Origin of the sequence: Desulfuromonas sp. DDH964, from assembly GCF_001611275.1 — a bacterium.
In the GTDB taxonomy this organism is placed as follows: Bacteria; Desulfobacterota; Desulfuromonadia; order Desulfuromonadales; family DDH964; genus DDH964.
The window spans coordinates 2142557-2156936 of sequence record NZ_CP015080.1 but is presented as its reverse complement, the minus strand read 5'-3'; the positions used below and the strand labels follow the sequence as shown (position 1 = coordinate 2156936).

Genomic DNA, 14380 nt, shown 5'->3' with positions numbered 1-14380 from the left:
GGCTGACCCAGAACCGTGTCGTTGCGCTCTTTACCGCCCGGCATCTCCCGACCGGATTGTTTAGGCTGTTCCTTCCCTGGGAGATTTGACGCGGGCTATTTCAACGCCTTGGTGCGCATGTTCGAGCAGGCGCTTGAGTCAAGCCAGCAGGATGCCTTTGTCGAACGGCTTGAACGTGTCCGAAGCGAAAGCCACAACTGGGGCTGGGGTGTTGGCGATGACATGGGAGATCTGATGGCGGAGTATGGATTTGCCGAAGAATGACAAGAGCCTGAATGAACAGGACGAATTGCGGCGGCTTCGCGAGGAGAACGCCCGCCTCAAGCATCTGCTGACCCGTCACGGCGTCGCCTGGGAAGAACCGGCCATCCCTGAACCCATTCCTACCATAACGGAATCCGCACCAGCCCCAACCCATTTCACTACCGACGACAAGATCTACCTGTTCCGCCGCCTGTTCCAGGGGCGGGAGGATGTCTATCCGCAGCGCTGGGAGTCGGCCAAGGGCACATCCGGCTATTCACCGGCCTGCGGCAATGAGTGGAAGCCCGGCATCTGCCACAAGCCCCGGGTGAAATGCGGCGACTGCAACCAACGCCTATTGCTGCCGGTGACCGACCGGGTGATCTATAGCCACTTGGCCGGGAACCAGACCATCGGCGTCTATCCGCTCCTGAGCGACGACAGCTGCTATTTTCTCGCGGCCGATTTTGATGAGGCCGACTGGCGGGAGGATGCCCAGGCTTTCATACAATCCTGCCGGGAGCTTGGCGTTCCGGCGGCGCTGGAGATCTCCCGCTCCGGCAACGGAGCTCATGCCTGGATCTTTTTTGCCGAGCCGGTTCCGGCCCGCGAGGCCCGGCAGCTCGGGGTCGCACTGATCAGCCACACCTGCGACCGCACCCGGCAATTGTCCCTGGCCAGCTACGACCGTCTGTTTCCTAACCAGGACACCATGCCCAAGGGCGGCTTCGGCAACCTGATCGCGCTGCCCCTGCAGAAACAGCCGAGGGAATCGGGGCGCAGCGTTTTCGTCGATGAATACCTGCAGCCTTATCCCGATCAATGGGCTTTTCTGGCTCCCATCCGTCCCATGTCCCGGCGAGACCTGGAAGACGCGATTCTGCGGGCCAGCGGCGGCCGCCACCCTCTGGATGTGGCCTTTGCCACCGAGGAGGACAGCAAACCATGGCAGCGACCTTCACCTGTACCCGCCCTGATTAATGGTCCACTACCGGAATCACTGAGCCTGGTGCTGGCCAACCAGATTTTCATCGCCAAGGCCGATCTGCCACAGCCGCTGGCCAACCGCCTGATCCGCCTCGCCGCCTTCCAGAATCCGGAGTTCTACAAGGCCCAGGCCATGCGCCTGCCGGTGTGGAGCAAGCCGCGCATCATCGGCTGCGCCGAGAATTTTTCCCAGCATATCGGCCTGCCCCGTGGCTGCCTCGATGCGGTGTGCGACCTGTTGCAGGAGAACGATATCCGTCCGGTGCTGCAGGACGAACGCTTGGCGGGACGGAGGGTGACGGCCAAGTTCACCGGCACCTTGCGCAAGGACCAGAAAGCGGCAGTGCGGGAGATGCTCAAACACGAGGTCGGCGTGCTCTGCGCCCCGACGGCCTTCGGCAAAACCGTTACCGCCGCAGCCCTGATCGCTCGGCGCAAGGTCAGTACACTGGTGCTGGTCCATCGCACCGAACTACTGCGCCAGTGGCAGGAGCGGTTGAATGGATTTCTTGAGTTCCCGAAAGGAAGCTTGGGTGTCATCGGCGGCGGCAAGAAGAAACCGTCAGGCAAGATCGACATCGCCGTCATGCAGTCACTGTCCCGGCGGGAAGACCTGGGCGAACTGCTCGACCATTACGGACAGATCATTATTGACGAATGCCACCACCTGTCGGCCTTTTCCTTCGAGGCGATTCTCAAACAAGCCAAGGCGAAATTCGTGGTGGGCCTGACCGCCACACCGATACGCCGCGACGGGCATCAGCCGATCATCTTCATGCAGTGCGGGCCGATCCGCCATAGTGCCGCAAGGCCGGAAACCGCTCCGGCGCAACTGGAAGTATGGCCGAAGGTGCTGCCCGCGCCGGAGATCCCGCCGGATTCACCGATTCAGGATGTGTTCCGCATCCTCGCAGGCGATGCGACGCGCAACCGACGTATCGCCGGGGATGTACTGGCTGCCTACCGGGAAGGAAGAAAGGTGCTGGTGCTTACCGAGCGAACGGATCATCTGCGGCTGTTGCAGGAGGCGCTGGGGGATGAGGTCGAGCACTGTTTTGTCCTGCATGGCCGCTTGTCGAAGAAGCAGCGGGCGGAGGTGTTCGCGGAACTGGATGCGTTGGATGAGTCGGCACCGAGGGTGCTACTCGCCACCGGCCGCCTGATTGGCGAAGGCTTTGACCATCCGCCGCTCGACACGCTGGTGCTGGCCATGCCGATATCCTGGAAGGGAACCTTGCAGCAATACGCCGGACGCCTGCATCGGGAACATGCCGACAAACAGGATGTGCGCATATACGATTACGCCGAGACCGATCAGCCTCAGCTCGCCCGCATGTGGGACAAACGTCAGCGCGGCTACCGGGCCATGGGGTACGAGATCAAACCGATGGAGACCGTAGTTTTAGGAAACGGCACGACTCTAAAATAAGGCAAACCGCTATTTTAGGTTCGTGAGTCCATCTCCAGCAGAAACCGCCAGACCGGCACCACCTGGATGGTGCCGAAGCCCACGGGGATGGTTTCATGAGTGCGCCAGGTGACGATGGTCCCCTCCGCCACCGCCAGTTCGACCATGGCTTCGGAGAGGGAGCGGACCTCGCTCTGCTTGACGCGGGGATCGGTCAGCGAGGCGCAGACCTGGACCAGCAGTATGGTTCGTTCCTGTCCCGGCACTGACGGCAGCAGCGCGACAAGGTCCACCTCCCGGCCCGTCTTGGTCTTGTGATAGAAGATTTCCGGGGTCACCCGGCGCAGCGCGGTGAACACCAGATTCTCCAGCAGGCTGTCGCTGTTGATGAGGATGCCGGAACTGACCGAGGTCACTAGGGCGTGATCGACACAATAGACCTTGCGGGGATTGACACTGATCCGGGTCGATGAGCTGGAAAAGATGTTCACGCTGAACAGCAGCCCGGCATCCTCGATCGCGACGAGCCAATCGACCACCGAGCTTTTGCGCACCCGGTGGCCGAGGGATTTCAGGTAGTCAGTCAGGTGACTGACGGCGTAATAGGAGCCGGTGTTGTCCACCAACCAGTGGGCCAGATCGATCACCGCCCGAGGGTGGGAAATGTTGTGGTGGCCGATGATGCTGGCGAGGATGGTGCTCCAGTTCGACTGCTGGGCTTCGATGCACTGGTGCGGGCCGAGGCCGTTCACGCCGGGGAAGCCGCCGACCTGCCAATAGTCCTCGAACGCCTTCTGGATGGTCAGCCGCTGCTCGGTGGATAGCGAGCCGTTGTTTTCGATGCCCTTGCCGTCGAGGAACTCCCGAAAAGAAAGCGGGAAGATATCCCAGGAGACGATCCGGCCGGTCAAGGGACTGGCGGCTTCCTCATCCGGTGAGGGCAGCAAGGAACCGGCAACGGTGACCTCGCATTTTTCGGTGCGCGTCAGGCGGTCGATGAAGAGCTGCCAGTGCGGGAGTGCCTGCACTTCGTCGAAAAAGCAGTGGACCGTCTCGTGGCCACGCTTCTGCGGATGGAGCTCGAAGTATGCCTCCAGAATGAGATCCGGGTTTTCGTGTCGCAGCCAGTAAAGCCGGTCGTCGGCAAAATTGAGGTAGAGGATGTTCTCGCGGGGAACGTCGTTCTCGGTCAACTGCCGAATGCGCTGGCGCAGCAAGGTGGTCTTGCCGCTCCCCCTGACACCGGTGACCACCGAGACCTTGCCCGGCAGACTGCCGATGGCGACACGCCGGGGCAGCAGTTCGTCCGACGGTTCAATGTGCTGGTGTTCGCTGATGATTCGTTTCAGGCATTCGATCATGACATGGCCCGGTGCTCCCTGTTCGTTTTGGCAACCGCTGTCATTCATGCTTGGTGTGCCGAAAAAAGCAAATGGTTTGTCGAAACGGCAGTCGATTCCATTCGATTCCGCTTTCGGGAACCGAACCGCTGTCCGAAAAGATTGCCGGGAACAATCCCGCTTTGCGGAAAACAGGCGCGGATGTTACATAATGAGGAAGCTCTGTTTACGCCGCTTCCCGCTCGTACCAGGCGACGATGCCGCTGAGCCGTTCCTCCCGCTTGATCGGTCCTGCGGATGTGCGCCGGAAATCGGCGGAGATGACGTTGTTGCCGGTGCCCTGGTGGGGGCGCTGGGTGTGGTAGTAATCGAGCCAGACACGGTTGATGTGGGCCAACTGGCCCAAACCGAAGCAGACGAAGTGATTCAAGCACTGGTGCTTGCAGGTGCCGATGAAAGATTCACAGAAGGCGTTGGCCTGCGGCGCTTTCGGCGGGATGCGGATACAGCGCACCCCGACTCCTTTCCAGAAGGCATCGAACTGCCGGGTAAACTTGGTGTCGCGGTCACGGATCAGATACCTGGCTTCGATGCCGTGGTCATCGAGCCACATGGTCACATTCCGCGCCTGTTGCATTACCCAGGCTTCATCGGGGTGAAAGGTCGGCTGGCTCAGGTAGACCCGGCGGCTGCCGAGATGCAGGAAGACCAGCACATAGGCGTCGAACTTGCCACGCAGGGTATAGACCGGCTTGGTGAAGAAGTCGCAGGCCACCAGCGATTCCATATGGGCGCTGACGAATTTCGACCAGGGAAGGGCAGGCATGCTCTTGGTCTTCTCGGGAGGCAGCGGACAATCGGACCGCTTCAGGATATCGCGGATGGTGGTCAGCCCCACGGAAATGCCGAGCTTTTTCAGCTCGCCGAAAATGCGCTTGTAGCCCCATGAGAGATTCTCGGTCGCCATGCGCAGGATCAGCGCCACGATCTCTTCGGCGGTGCCGGGGCGGCCAACCGGTTTCGGAGTGCGGGTTTTGGCTTTCGGACTCAGCCAGCGCCGGTAGGTCTGCGACTTGACCACCAGCATGACGTCGGCGACGTCGTGGTTGATCTCATTTCCCAGCCGCAGCAGCTCCGCCCGCTCCTCCGGCGTGGGGACAATGCGCTGATCGTCGATCCGGTCACGCAGCATCTTGATCTGAAACATCAGCAGCTGCATCCGGACGTCGTATTTCGGCAGAAACCGATGCGCCATAAAGGTGAAAAGAACGAACAAAAGATTGAATTTCATGCCCAACCCACGATGCTGCACAGGATACATATCCTGCTGATTTCAATAGTGTTTAAATGGTGCATATGTTTCCGCACCCCTAGTAAAGACCCGGTTTCTCCCCTCCGGCAAACCGAGCCGAAAAGAAGCCGACAATCCATGCCACGGATCGGGTAAAAATACAACGAAACGATGTCGATGGAAGGCAATAAGACGGGGAAGTTGGAGCGCGATTTTCGGTGTCCGGTTGGACTGCAAACCCGTTATCCTCGTCCGGTGCAGGGAAATCGGGGGAGAAAATCGCTTCCTTTGACATGAACCGCCGCCGGATGTCGGCGGGCATTATTTCTCATGTTACATCAGTAGTTTACGGGTCAAGTCGAGGGTGGAGACTGTTTTGCGCCAGGTCGACGCACCCTCCAACTCATCCCGGCAATTCGCACAGCGGCTGGTGAATGATCTGGAGACTATTCGAGGGGCAGGGTTCGACATTGAAATAGGCCAGAAGCGATACGGCACCAAGCTCTACACGATCCGTCGCGTTGAATGAGCCGGTAGCTGTCAAAGAAGGACGCCTTTCTCCTTCAGATTACCCCCGTCGTTTTCGCAATCTCTTAATCACATCGGCGGCAGGCTGGATCTTGCCGTCCCTGATCTGGCGTTCGCCAAGGGCCAGGATTTCTTGTAGCGCAACAGAATGCTTGCTCTGCTCGTTTTGATCGATTCTCTTCATTCATACCCCCATTGCTTTGAACCTCAGTTCCTCGCGTATCCTTCCCGGACGGCATTTTCCATGTCGGCCAACTCGTCATCGGTCAGAAACCCGAAATGCGATTCCCTCTTTCTCGCCGAAAGGCGACCATTGTTTTGTAGGCAGAGCTGGATAAAAAGATCAATGAGGCGGTCAGGCATGTCCACGATTTCCTGAATGGCCTGTTTGGTCCTGTCGTAATTCGCCAGAAAATCGAGTTCTTCCACCAGTTCGTGCTCAATGGTGAGCTTAACGAAATCGTACAACGCCTCTGCCTGAGCGGTCATGTCGATGTACCTGTACAGAAGTCCGGTCTCACCCGGCACCGTCATCTGGCCGAGATCGTCCAGGTCGTATTCAACCAGCCGCATCAGCGGGTTTGAGAACGCCTCCAGGGAGTGATCGTAAAGCGCCGGATTTTTCAGCATGGCGGCGGAGACCGGGAACATGAGCCCTTTCGGGATCTCGCCGCGCAGGAACAGGATATTGTGAATGAGAAACCGGTGAATACGGCCGTTGCCGTCCTCGAAGGGATGCATAAAGACGAAGCCGTAGGAGATGGCGGCGGCATGGATAATGGCGGGGACCGCGCCCTCCTTCATCACTTGGTGGGCAGCGAGCAGTCCCGCCATCAGTTCCGGGAGGTCGTCGGGCTTCGGGCAGACATAGTGAACGAGCTGCTTCTGGTAGGAAATAGTCTGACCGACGTAGTTCTGGTTGGCTCGGTAGTCCGTGTCCCGGAACCGGGGATCGACGATGCGGTTCTGCACGTCGATCAGGAGAGGCTTTTCGCAAAAGTCCTTGTGCTCGGCCATCTCCAGCAAGCCGATGAATTTCTCTGTCCGGGAGGCGCTCGGCTTGATGTGTTCGATCTCGAATGAGGACTTGGTCTCTTTGTTATACAGGTAGCTTAGTGCCCGTCTGAGAAGCTCCGGTGGATAGGAGGTCACGACCTCTTCGCACCTTTTCTGCAGGTCGATTCCTTCCATGGCGGCGAGCTTTTCGGTGCGCCGGATGATTGGACAAAAATCTTTCCCGCCAAGCAGATTGTCGATGACTCTCTGACGCTGCATGCGACGACCGGGCGCTGCGGTGTAGTAACGGTCCGGCTCAAGCAGCGGAGTGTAATTCCCCTTGGTCAGATCCGGCAGCGGGAGTTCCCGTCCGGTCAGGAATTCATACAGGAACCAGATCCTGCGGGCGTATTTCCCGGTTGGCTTCGAGCTGATCCAGGCCGCTATCTCGTCTTCTGGGACCACGTCGAAAAGGGCCGACAGGATGCCAAGATTGACGCCGTCGTACTTGAGGGCGAACTCCAGATGGTCTCCCGTCCCGTCTCCGGGCCAATAGGACTGGGGATAGACGGATTCCACCTGCCCATCCTGAATAGTCGAGCGCAGCGTTCCCGTCGGGCTGACTGAGGACGTGTGCCAGTTCGGCAAAGCGCTCAAGTCGTATTGCTCTATCAGAAACGCATAGCCTGCCAGCCGGTTCTGTGTCGTGTCCAATGTCATCACACCTCAAAAAATCGTTACGGATCTCAAAAAATGATTACCAAAAGCCTTTACGCTAAAAATATAGTTACATTGGCAGCAACTTTCAAGAGAATTGTTTGGGATGCCTGGGGTGAGGTCAAAACGGGAGCGGTTCTCAAAAAACGTGTTTGTATCGTAAAATACGATTACAAATAGGCATTCTTCAAGAAAAACAGTTATCAAAACCGTCGAGATACCGGCAGACGACGCACAGCCTCCCGTAGAAAGACCTTTCTACGCCGTAGAATGTCCCGGGAGCCACTTTCTACGCAGCAACCAATTGGTTTTAATCGATTTTCTTCGGAAGCGTAGAAAGGGTAGAAAGGTTTCCGGGATCACTCCCCCTGACTCATGATTTTTTCTGCTCCACGACCTTGGAGCTGGCTTACGGAAAAAATCCCCGTGCGGTAAGTAACTTCCATTACCTTTCTACACTTTCTACAAGAATAATCATAACCTATTGATTACATACATCTTTTTTACTTGTAGAAAGGTACCGTAGAAAGGGTGGCGGCGTAGAAACCCCTTTCTACAGCTCCGTCACCCGCTCAGGGGCTCCGGTAAGTAACCGGAAACGATGACTACCAACGTTTCCAGGGAAATTACCATGAGCCTTCTGACCACCATGATCCGTCACCTCGGCACGGATGCCTCCAAAGCCGACAGCCAAGCCAGCATCACCGCTTCCGAGACTTCGGAAAACTGCCAGTCCCTTTTCGTCACCACCAATCTTGAAATCAGGAAGTTCGCCTGGGTCCGGGTGGGTGAGATCGACATCGAGCAGAACGGCAAGGTTTTTCGTCTGCTATCGCCTGAATACTTCGCATGGCTGCGTTCCCGCATGGTTACCGCCCAAGCCGCGCACAAGGCTGGAAAACTCCCCGAGGATGCCTGGAACACGCTGCGGCAGCGATTCAACGCCCTGCAGGAGCTGGCCATCCGGGAATTCGGCAAGGAAAGCCTGCAGGAGGTCCTGCAGTCCTTTTCCCCAAAGAACTACCGGCCACCCGCGCTTCGTTCCGAGCCCCAGGAGAAACCCGTCGAAGTTCCCAGAAAGGACTGGATTTATCCCGGGAACCAAGCTTGGAAATGTAAGCAGCCGGTGACTTCCCAGGCTGTCGCCAAGGTCGACGCCATCCGTGAGGAGGCCATGGCCAAGGGTTGGTCCGAGGCACGCCTCTATCAGAACCAGGGCCGGTTTCGGTTTCCCTGCGGCGAGGACTACGGCCTGGTCTGTTTCGTCGATGGCGATCAGGAGATTGGCGAGGTCACCGAGCGTTCTATCGAAATTATCCATGGGCCGAAGTCAGGGCGTCCCAGCACGCTGCGGTTCTACAACCCGGAGGTGCCGCAGCCGTGGATGAAGAAAGTGGAGGATTGAGCCGTGAAGAAAAAGAAACGCTACGCCAACGCCAAGGATGTCCTGCCCGAGGAACTCTTCGAGCAAATCCAGAAGCACTACACTGGAATTCTCTGGGTCCCGGCACCGAGCAGGTTTTACCAGGAGCGCCGCGACCTGGTGCTTGCCCTTCATCTGCAGGGGATCAGCAGCCAGGAGATCTCCAACCTCGCCGGAGTGACCACCCGCCGGGTCAACCAGATCATCGCCGCCGAACGAAAGCAGGATCGGGACCGACAGTTGAGCGCCGCTTCCGGTAAGTAACCCCTGAACCGGCGGGAGCGCGCTTGGAGGCTAAATCGGCCTCCCGCCCCGCATCCCGGCTTGGGAAAACAATATTCGGCAGGATTTCCACGTGGCACTGAACAAACCGGACAAAGAAACGCTGGACCGCTGGCACCGCAACGAGGGCAAGACCGAACCGCCCAAGCGTGGGGCCGGAGCACCCGAGGGCAACCAGTATCGGCTTACGCACGGCATCTTCGCCGACCGCTGTCTGACCCCGGAAGAGAAGGTCATGTTCGACGTGATCATCGAGCGTCTCAACCAGGACTTCGTGTTCAACAAGTCCAGTGACTTCCTTCAGGTCGAACTGGTGGGCGTCTACTCCGTCAAGCTGGTCCGCGCCCAGATCGAAGGGAATACCCAGGCGGCTGAAAGCCTCGACCGCATGATCCGCTGCCACATGAAGGATCTCAAGACCACCAAGATCGCCCGCGAGGGTGAGGAGCCGCAAGACCCGCAGACCTCTCCGGCGGAATGGGCGGCGGCGCTGCTCGAGAAGGTGGCCGAGGCCGCCGCTGCTCCGGCCGGTAAGACCTCCAGCCGTAAAAAACGCGGAAAGAATTGCGGATAACACCATGGAGGGCTTTTCCGATGACCCCGGCACACGGCGACTTGCGGCAGACAGCTTCACCAGGAATTGCGGATAAGACGTGTTCTATTCAATCCGCAATCAAGGGTATCGAGCACAGATGCACCGGCAGGAGACAGCGATACACGCTTGACGGAGAAGTTTTCGGAAACTTTCAACTCTTTCTGGAAGCGGTATTCAACAGACCTCTGGCAGAGATTGTTTACGCCTTTTACATCGAGAACCAAATGAGCTCCCTGGATATTCACAAGGCGTTTTCGAATGCCTTTGGATTTGAGGTCAGCGAGCGGACCATCTCCACTGTCATCAAAAACTCCGGAGTGAAAATCCGGGACCGAGCTGAAACGAAATCACTCGCCTGGAAGCAGGGGAAGATGGCCGGGTCCATGGCTCGCTCACGCCAGAGCCGCAAGCTGGCATACCTTCTCGGCTCGCGGGCGGAACAAAAAATTCGCTATCTGCTCCGAGAGGCTTTGATGGCACTGGACGTCAAATGGGATGTGGTGATCGGTGACAACCTTCAGCACATTCACGAGCGCTTCGAGATCGATATTCCGGTGGTCCTCATCGACCGAGGGACGGGGAGGGCGTGCCGGATCGCCATCGAGGTGGACAGCGCGTACACCCATTCATCCATGGAAGTTCGTGATCGGGATACACGAAAGGACATCTCTCTGAAAAAAGCGGGCTGACGGGTCGTCAGGGTTGATGGAGACTGTTTGCGAAAGAAATCCCCGCTTGCCGAAGCTGTCGCGGATCTCGCGCTTTCTATCGAGCGGATCGCGGGGAAATTATTCGCTGACAGCTTTTCTCCCGGGAGCCACTCGTGAGTACGGGTATGACCGGATTACAGCGCCCGGCTCCAGCGACGGATGAAAACGGCGACCTCGGCCTTGTCGATTTCTCCCCGGGTGACAGACAGCACCATCTCGGCGAAATCGTCTTCCGGCGCATCGAAGTCATGGCCGTTCAAGAGCAGGAACACCAATGCAGCCACCGCGCCGACCCGCTTGTTGCCGTCCACGAAGGGATGGTTCTTGACCAGGTGAAAGAGATAGGCGGCTGCCATCTCGTACACATCGGTGTGCAGGAACTCACCGCCGTAGGTGGCCGCTGGCATGCCGAGAGCGGACTTGAGCAGCTCGATATCCCGGATGCCCGAACCGCCGCCGTAACGCGCCAACTGATCCTGGTGAATTTCAAGCACCTCGGTCAGGCTGAGAAACTTCGGTTCCATGACTTATTCCGCCAGCTTCTTCAGGGCCTTGGGATAACGGGCGTTGACCTTGCCGAGGGCGGTCCTGAACTCCTCGCGCCGACCGGCGTCCTTTACAGGGGAAAGAATCAGCACCTGGCCGTCGGTGGTGACGTCGAAGGGTGTTTCCGCATCGGCCCCGAGCAGTTCCAGAACGGGCTTCTCGATGACCAGCGCCAGGCTGTTTCCGTGTTTGGTCAGGGTTTTAATCATGATGGTCTCCCTTGTATTATGTTATTACAATGTCAATACGATGATATAACCGAAGGGCAATTTTGTCAAGATCCGAACCGCATAAGCCAAGTAGATATTGGCATGTTCACGCCGGGGCTCTCTCACGCAACCCAAGTAAATATGGGCATGTCGAGCCCCAGGCAGAACCGGCCAAGCCCCGCAAACAGCCATTCCTTCGGCAGCGGCCCTCGCACATGCCAAGCAGATATTGCCATGTGTGTTCCGCGCCCGGAGCGCACAAGCCAAGCAGTTATAGCGATGTGCGGCCGACAGACAGCGAATGAGAAATTCCGGTCAATCGATATTTCCCGCTCCGCCCGGGAGGCCGAGAACCATCGTCATGATCATTCATCATCGGCGGATGTGTTCTTCTGCGGGCACTGTCATTCACTGTCTTCGATACTGTCTTCCCCAACGAAAACAGGAGCAGCCGAGGCCGCTCCCATCGTCGGGTCCGGAAAGATCAGAGGCGTTCGAGGGCTTCCTCGAGCTGACCGTCCACGAGGTGAGTGTAGATCTGGGTGGTGGACACGTCCCGGTGCCCCAAGGCCCGCTGCACCACGAGCAGGTCATTGGTCGCGCCGTAGAGGTGGGTGGCGAAGGTATGCCGCAGCCCGTGCGGCGTCAGTTCCTTTTCGATCCCGGCCTTCCGCAGCCAGTGGGCGAGCCGGTTGGCAATCTGCCGCTGGCAGAGCCTGCCGTCCCGGTTCGACAGGAACAGGGCTTCCATTTCCGGGCGACCGTGTCGACGGCGCTCGGCCAGGTAACGGCGCAGCAATGTGCGGAGGTCGGTCTTGATGAACTTGACCTGCGGCACATTCCCCTTGGCCCGCACCCGCAGATGCTTGGCGTCGAGGTCGATGTCATCCATGTCGAGCGCGGCCAGCTCGCCAAGCCTGATCCCGGTGCCCAGCAGCACCTCGATCATGGCGCGGTCGCGCAGCGCGGAGAAGTCGCTCCGTCCCTTGAGTTCCTTGAGCAGGCGTTTCTTTTCGGTGGTGGTCAGGAACACCGGCAGCTTTCTCGGCAGCCGATGCATGCGGATGGACCGGGCCGGATTGTCATCGACCACGCCAGCCTCGGAGGCCCAGGCGAAAAAGGCCCGCACTGCCGCCTTCATCCGATGGAGCGAGGCCGCCGAGCGTGGGCCGCGCTCACTCTCGGTGACCGCCCCGGCGAAGAACACCTGGTCGAGGAGTCCTGCCGTGACCGCCCGACAGACGATACCCGGGGCCAGCTCCCCGGCCACGCGGGCCACCATGGCGAGGTCCCGGCGGTATGCGGCTATGGTCGCCGGGGAGCGGCCTTCGGCCGACAGGCGGGCACAGAACGCCTCTATCGCGCCCGTCAGGTCGAGGTCAGCCGTTCGGTTGCTCATCGCTGGCCTCCTTCACCCGGCTGTGGCCCATGGGTGTGCTCTTGGGCAGCGGCAGCTCCTCGATGCGCCCCGATTCTCTGGCCCAGACCATCATCATGCGGAACACCCGGACGGTCTTGGCGACGGTGCGTTCAGCCCGCTCCTTGCCGTCGGGGAGTTTGAGCAGCAGGTCGGACTTGTAGAACTTTCCGACCTGGGGAAGCCGGATCTCTGCGAGCTGGCGATCCGCCCCGAAGAAGGCCTCCACCACATCGAGGTCCTTCCGGTAGGTGTAGAGGGTCCGCTCTTTCTTTCCGGATTCCCGCAGGTGGCCGATGAAAGCCTCGGCGGCTTGATGCACGGTGCATTCGGTCATGTCGATGTCTCCTTTGTCGGTGGCCCGGTGTGTTCAGGACAGGAACTCGTCCAGCTCCCGCAGCAGTTCCTCGACGTGGCCGAGGGAGCCGACGCTCGCCCAGGTGATGTCCGGCTGCTTCGCGTCCGTTTCGAGCTTGCCGCGAATGCCCTCGATCAGTCGGGTGATGTTCTCCTGCTTTTCTCGGTACGCCTTGAGTGCCTGCTGGCGGTTTCTGTCGTAGGTCATGGCCTGTCTCCGGTTCCGTTTTTCGTGGATGCGGGACCATCCCGCGTCACATCCAATGACGCTTCTATTTCGTTGGAAATCAAGTGTTTGCAGAGATCTTTCTGCATGTGCCCCAAACCCATAACCCAAAGGAGATCAACATGTTGAAGAAGACCCTCGAATGGACCATCCCGTTGGCCCTGGCCGTGATCATGATCGGCTGTGCAACCTACCGACCTCCGGCCCAGATCCAGTCGGCGGTGGCCACCGTCAACCGCCACACGCCCGAGTACGTGACCGAGGCCAACAAGGCGCTGCGCGAGGTCGGCCACCCGGACGCCGAGCGCCTGACCGGAGTCGGCCTGCGCCTGCAGACCGCCGTGGACGCCCTTGACCAGTGGGCCAACGGCGCGAACCAGGAGGCAGGCCAATGAAAGAGATCCTTCAGGAAAACAGCGATGCCGTCCGCCAGGCCGGTGAGGCCCTGGTCGAAATCGGCACCGAGCTGGCGGCGGGACGGATCGACAACGCCCTCGGCCGTCTGGAAGCGGCCCAGCAGCAGTACCAATCCTGGGCGGAGTTGGACCAGGCCATCATCGACATTCAGGAGGCTGTCCACGACCGGAAGAACACCCTGGCCGTGCAGCAGATCCTGACGGAACTGGTGGGAACCATCCTCGGCAGCGCCTTGAGGACGGGAATGCACTGATGGCGGTAACCGACAAGGAGCGCAAACTCGCGGCGACCCTGAGCGATCCCGTGTTGTGGGGGCAAGCCTACCTCTACAACCGGGATGGCTCAGGCCGCGACTATTGGCCGCATCAGGTGGAGGACCTGCGCTGCCCGGCCAAGAACATCATCCACCTCGACGGCCGGGACGTGGGTGACCCCGGCATCATCACCGTGCTCAAAGGCAACAAGCCGCTCTGCCTGCGCATCCACCGCCAGCACCGGGTGGTGCTCTACGCCTCGGACGACGCTTTCATCGACTTTGCCGTGGACAACGAGAAGGGCTGGCGCGTGCTGGAAGTGCCGCCCATGACCATGCTCACCATCCGCCACAAGGATGTGCGAGCCATCGAAAACAGCGAATTCCGCTTCATCATCCAGGAGCGCAAAGGGACGAGCTGATTGATGATTTCGG

19 protein-coding genes are annotated in these 14380 nt (G+C 59.2%); 10 read left to right on the top strand and 9 right to left on the bottom strand.

Annotated features, from left to right (window positions below; translation table 11 throughout):
- Positions 1–15: 15 nt before the first annotated feature.
- Both DBW_RS09915 and DBW_RS09910 read left to right on the top strand, forming a co-directional pair.
- Positions 16–264, top strand: coding sequence for a hypothetical protein (locus DBW_RS09915; protein WP_197463629.1), 249 nt, complete (start codon positions 16–18; stop codon positions 262–264).
- Positions 251–2659 carry a TOTE conflict system archaeo-eukaryotic primase domain-containing protein gene (locus DBW_RS09910; RefSeq protein ID WP_082820285.1) on the top strand — a complete coding sequence of 803 codons (2409 nt, stop codon included), beginning with the start codon at positions 251–253 and terminating at the stop codon, positions 2657–2659. The genes DBW_RS09915 and DBW_RS09910 overlap by 14 nt, the downstream gene beginning before the upstream one ends.
- A gap of 14 nt (positions 2660–2673) precedes the next feature.
- On the opposite strand, the gene DBW_RS09905 is transcribed toward DBW_RS09910, so the two are convergent.
- Both DBW_RS09905 and DBW_RS09900 read right to left on the bottom strand, forming a co-directional pair.
- On the bottom strand, positions 2674–3999 hold the full coding sequence (locus DBW_RS09905) for an ATP-binding protein (RefSeq protein WP_066727345.1): 1326 nt from the start codon (positions 3997–3999) through the stop codon (positions 2674–2676).
- A gap of 205 nt (positions 4000–4204) precedes the next feature.
- Positions 4205–5269, bottom strand: coding sequence for an integrase core domain-containing protein (locus DBW_RS09900; RefSeq protein ID WP_197463628.1), 1065 nt, complete (start codon positions 5267–5269; stop codon positions 4205–4207).
- Between the two features lie 376 nt (positions 5270–5645).
- On the opposite strand from DBW_RS09900, the gene DBW_RS18545 reads away from it, so the two are divergent.
- Positions 5646–5798 (top strand): hypothetical protein, encoded by a 153-nt coding sequence (locus DBW_RS18545; protein WP_157471860.1) that lies wholly within the window; start codon positions 5646–5648, stop codon positions 5796–5798.
- A gap of 39 nt (positions 5799–5837) precedes the next feature.
- Here DBW_RS18545 and DBW_RS18540 read toward each other — a convergent pair whose 3' ends face one another.
- Both DBW_RS18540 and DBW_RS09895 read right to left on the bottom strand, forming a co-directional pair.
- Entirely contained in the window at positions 5838–5981 is a 144-nt protein-coding gene (locus DBW_RS18540; protein ID WP_153307311.1) for a hypothetical protein, read from the bottom strand.
- A 23-nt stretch (positions 5982–6004) separates the two neighbouring features.
- On the bottom strand, positions 6005–7513 hold the full coding sequence (locus DBW_RS09895; RefSeq protein ID WP_015721260.1) for a Fic family protein: 1509 nt from the start codon (positions 7511–7513) through the stop codon (positions 6005–6007).
- Between the two features lie 628 nt (positions 7514–8141).
- Between DBW_RS09895 and DBW_RS09890 the strand changes: the two genes are divergently transcribed.
- From DBW_RS09890 to DBW_RS09875, 4 genes are all read left to right on the top strand, one after another.
- A complete protein-coding gene (locus tag DBW_RS09890) occupies positions 8142–8915 on the top strand; it encodes a hypothetical protein (RefSeq protein ID WP_066727344.1) in 774 nt (257 codons plus the stop codon).
- Positions 8916–8918: 3 nt separating this feature from the next.
- A complete protein-coding gene (locus tag DBW_RS09885) occupies positions 8919–9197 on the top strand; it encodes a hypothetical protein (RefSeq protein WP_027182217.1) in 279 nt (92 codons plus the stop codon).
- 91 nt (positions 9198–9288) lie between these two features.
- Positions 9289–9789, top strand: coding sequence for a hypothetical protein (locus tag DBW_RS09880; RefSeq protein ID WP_066727343.1), 501 nt, complete (start codon positions 9289–9291; stop codon positions 9787–9789).
- A 20-nt stretch (positions 9790–9809) separates the two neighbouring features.
- Positions 9810–10499, top strand: a complete 690-nt coding sequence (locus DBW_RS09875; RefSeq protein ID WP_066727341.1) for a hypothetical protein — start codon at positions 9810–9812, stop codon at positions 10497–10499.
- A gap of 155 nt (positions 10500–10654) precedes the next feature.
- Here the strand turns inward: DBW_RS09875 and DBW_RS09870 are convergent, their stop codons facing one another.
- The 5 genes from DBW_RS09870 to DBW_RS09850 all read right to left on the bottom strand — a co-directional run bounded on the left by DBW_RS09870 (position 10655) and on the right by DBW_RS09850 (position 13257).
- Positions 10655–11044, bottom strand: coding sequence for a type II toxin-antitoxin system death-on-curing family toxin (locus DBW_RS09870; RefSeq protein ID WP_066727339.1), 390 nt, complete (start codon positions 11042–11044; stop codon positions 10655–10657).
- A 3-nt stretch (positions 11045–11047) separates the two neighbouring features.
- Positions 11048–11275 (bottom strand): AbrB/MazE/SpoVT family DNA-binding domain-containing protein, encoded by a 228-nt coding sequence (locus DBW_RS09865; RefSeq protein ID WP_066727337.1) that lies wholly within the window; start codon positions 11273–11275, stop codon positions 11048–11050.
- Between the two features lie 484 nt (positions 11276–11759).
- Positions 11760–12674: a tyrosine-type recombinase/integrase gene (locus DBW_RS09860; protein ID WP_066727335.1), complete on the bottom strand. Its 915-nt coding sequence runs from the start codon at positions 12672–12674 to the stop codon at positions 11760–11762.
- Positions 12655–13029, bottom strand: coding sequence for a hypothetical protein (locus DBW_RS09855; protein ID WP_066727332.1), 375 nt, complete (start codon positions 13027–13029; stop codon positions 12655–12657). Before DBW_RS09855 ends, DBW_RS09860 begins: the two co-directional genes overlap by 20 nt.
- A 33-nt stretch (positions 13030–13062) precedes the next feature.
- Entirely contained in the window at positions 13063–13257 is a 195-nt protein-coding gene (locus DBW_RS09850) for a hypothetical protein (protein WP_066727330.1), read from the bottom strand.
- 140 nt (positions 13258–13397) lie between these two features.
- Here DBW_RS09850 and DBW_RS09845 point away from each other — a divergent pair, with 140 nt between their 5' ends.
- Genes DBW_RS09845 through DBW_RS18960 form a run of 3 tightly spaced genes read left to right on the top strand, consistent with a single transcriptional unit; the run spans position 13398 to position 14367 of the window.
- Positions 13398–13670 (top strand): hypothetical protein, encoded by a 273-nt coding sequence (locus DBW_RS09845; protein ID WP_066727328.1) that lies wholly within the window; start codon positions 13398–13400, stop codon positions 13668–13670.
- The gene (locus tag DBW_RS09840) at positions 13667–13945 is read left to right on the top strand and encodes a hypothetical protein (RefSeq protein WP_066727325.1); all 279 of its coding nucleotides are present in this window, start codon (positions 13667–13669) and stop codon (positions 13943–13945) included. Before DBW_RS09845 ends, DBW_RS09840 begins: the two co-directional genes overlap by 4 nt.
- Complete coding sequence (locus tag DBW_RS18960) at positions 13945–14367, top strand: hypothetical protein (protein WP_066727323.1); 423 nt, start codon at positions 13945–13947, stop codon at positions 14365–14367. Before DBW_RS09840 ends, DBW_RS18960 begins: the two co-directional genes overlap by 1 nt.
- Positions 14368–14380: the final 13 nt, after the last annotated feature.

What these genes read in the sequence shown, in the direction of transcription:
- DBW_RS09905 (WP_066727345.1), bottom strand. Translation starts at nt 3,999, where the DNA reads ATGATCGAATGCCTGAAACGAATCATCAGCGAACACCAGCACATTGAA.
- DBW_RS09900 (WP_197463628.1), bottom strand. Translation starts at nt 5,269, where the DNA reads ATGAAATTCAATCTTTTGTTCGTTCTTTTCACCTTTATGGCGCATCGG.
- DBW_RS18540 (WP_153307311.1), bottom strand. Translation starts at nt 5,981, where the DNA reads ATGAAGAGAATCGATCAAAACGAGCAGAGCAAGCATTCTGTTGCGCTA.
- DBW_RS09895 (WP_015721260.1), bottom strand. Translation starts at nt 7,513, where the DNA reads ATGACATTGGACACGACACAGAACCGGCTGGCAGGCTATGCGTTTCTG.
- DBW_RS09890 (WP_066727344.1), top strand. Translation starts at nt 8,142, where the DNA reads ATGAGCCTTCTGACCACCATGATCCGTCACCTCGGCACGGATGCCTCC.
- DBW_RS09875 (WP_066727341.1), top strand. Translation starts at nt 9,810, where the DNA reads ATGACCCCGGCACACGGCGACTTGCGGCAGACAGCTTCACCAGGAATT.
- DBW_RS09870 (WP_066727339.1), bottom strand. Translation starts at nt 11,044, where the DNA reads ATGGAACCGAAGTTTCTCAGCCTGACCGAGGTGCTTGAAATTCACCAG.
- DBW_RS09865 (WP_066727337.1), bottom strand. Translation starts at nt 11,275, where the DNA reads ATGATTAAAACCCTGACCAAACACGGAAACAGCCTGGCGCTGGTCATC.
- DBW_RS09860 (WP_066727335.1), bottom strand. Translation starts at nt 12,674, where the DNA reads ATGAGCAACCGAACGGCTGACCTCGACCTGACGGGCGCGATAGAGGCG.
- DBW_RS09855 (WP_066727332.1), bottom strand. Translation starts at nt 13,029, where the DNA reads ATGACCGAATGCACCGTGCATCAAGCCGCCGAGGCTTTCATCGGCCAC.
- DBW_RS09850 (WP_066727330.1), bottom strand. Translation starts at nt 13,257, where the DNA reads ATGACCTACGACAGAAACCGCCAGCAGGCACTCAAGGCGTACCGAGAA.
- DBW_RS09845 (WP_066727328.1), top strand. Translation starts at nt 13,398, where the DNA reads ATGTTGAAGAAGACCCTCGAATGGACCATCCCGTTGGCCCTGGCCGTG.
- DBW_RS09840 (WP_066727325.1), top strand. Translation starts at nt 13,667, where the DNA reads ATGAAAGAGATCCTTCAGGAAAACAGCGATGCCGTCCGCCAGGCCGGT.
- DBW_RS18960 (WP_066727323.1), top strand. Translation starts at nt 13,945, where the DNA reads ATGGCGGTAACCGACAAGGAGCGCAAACTCGCGGCGACCCTGAGCGAT.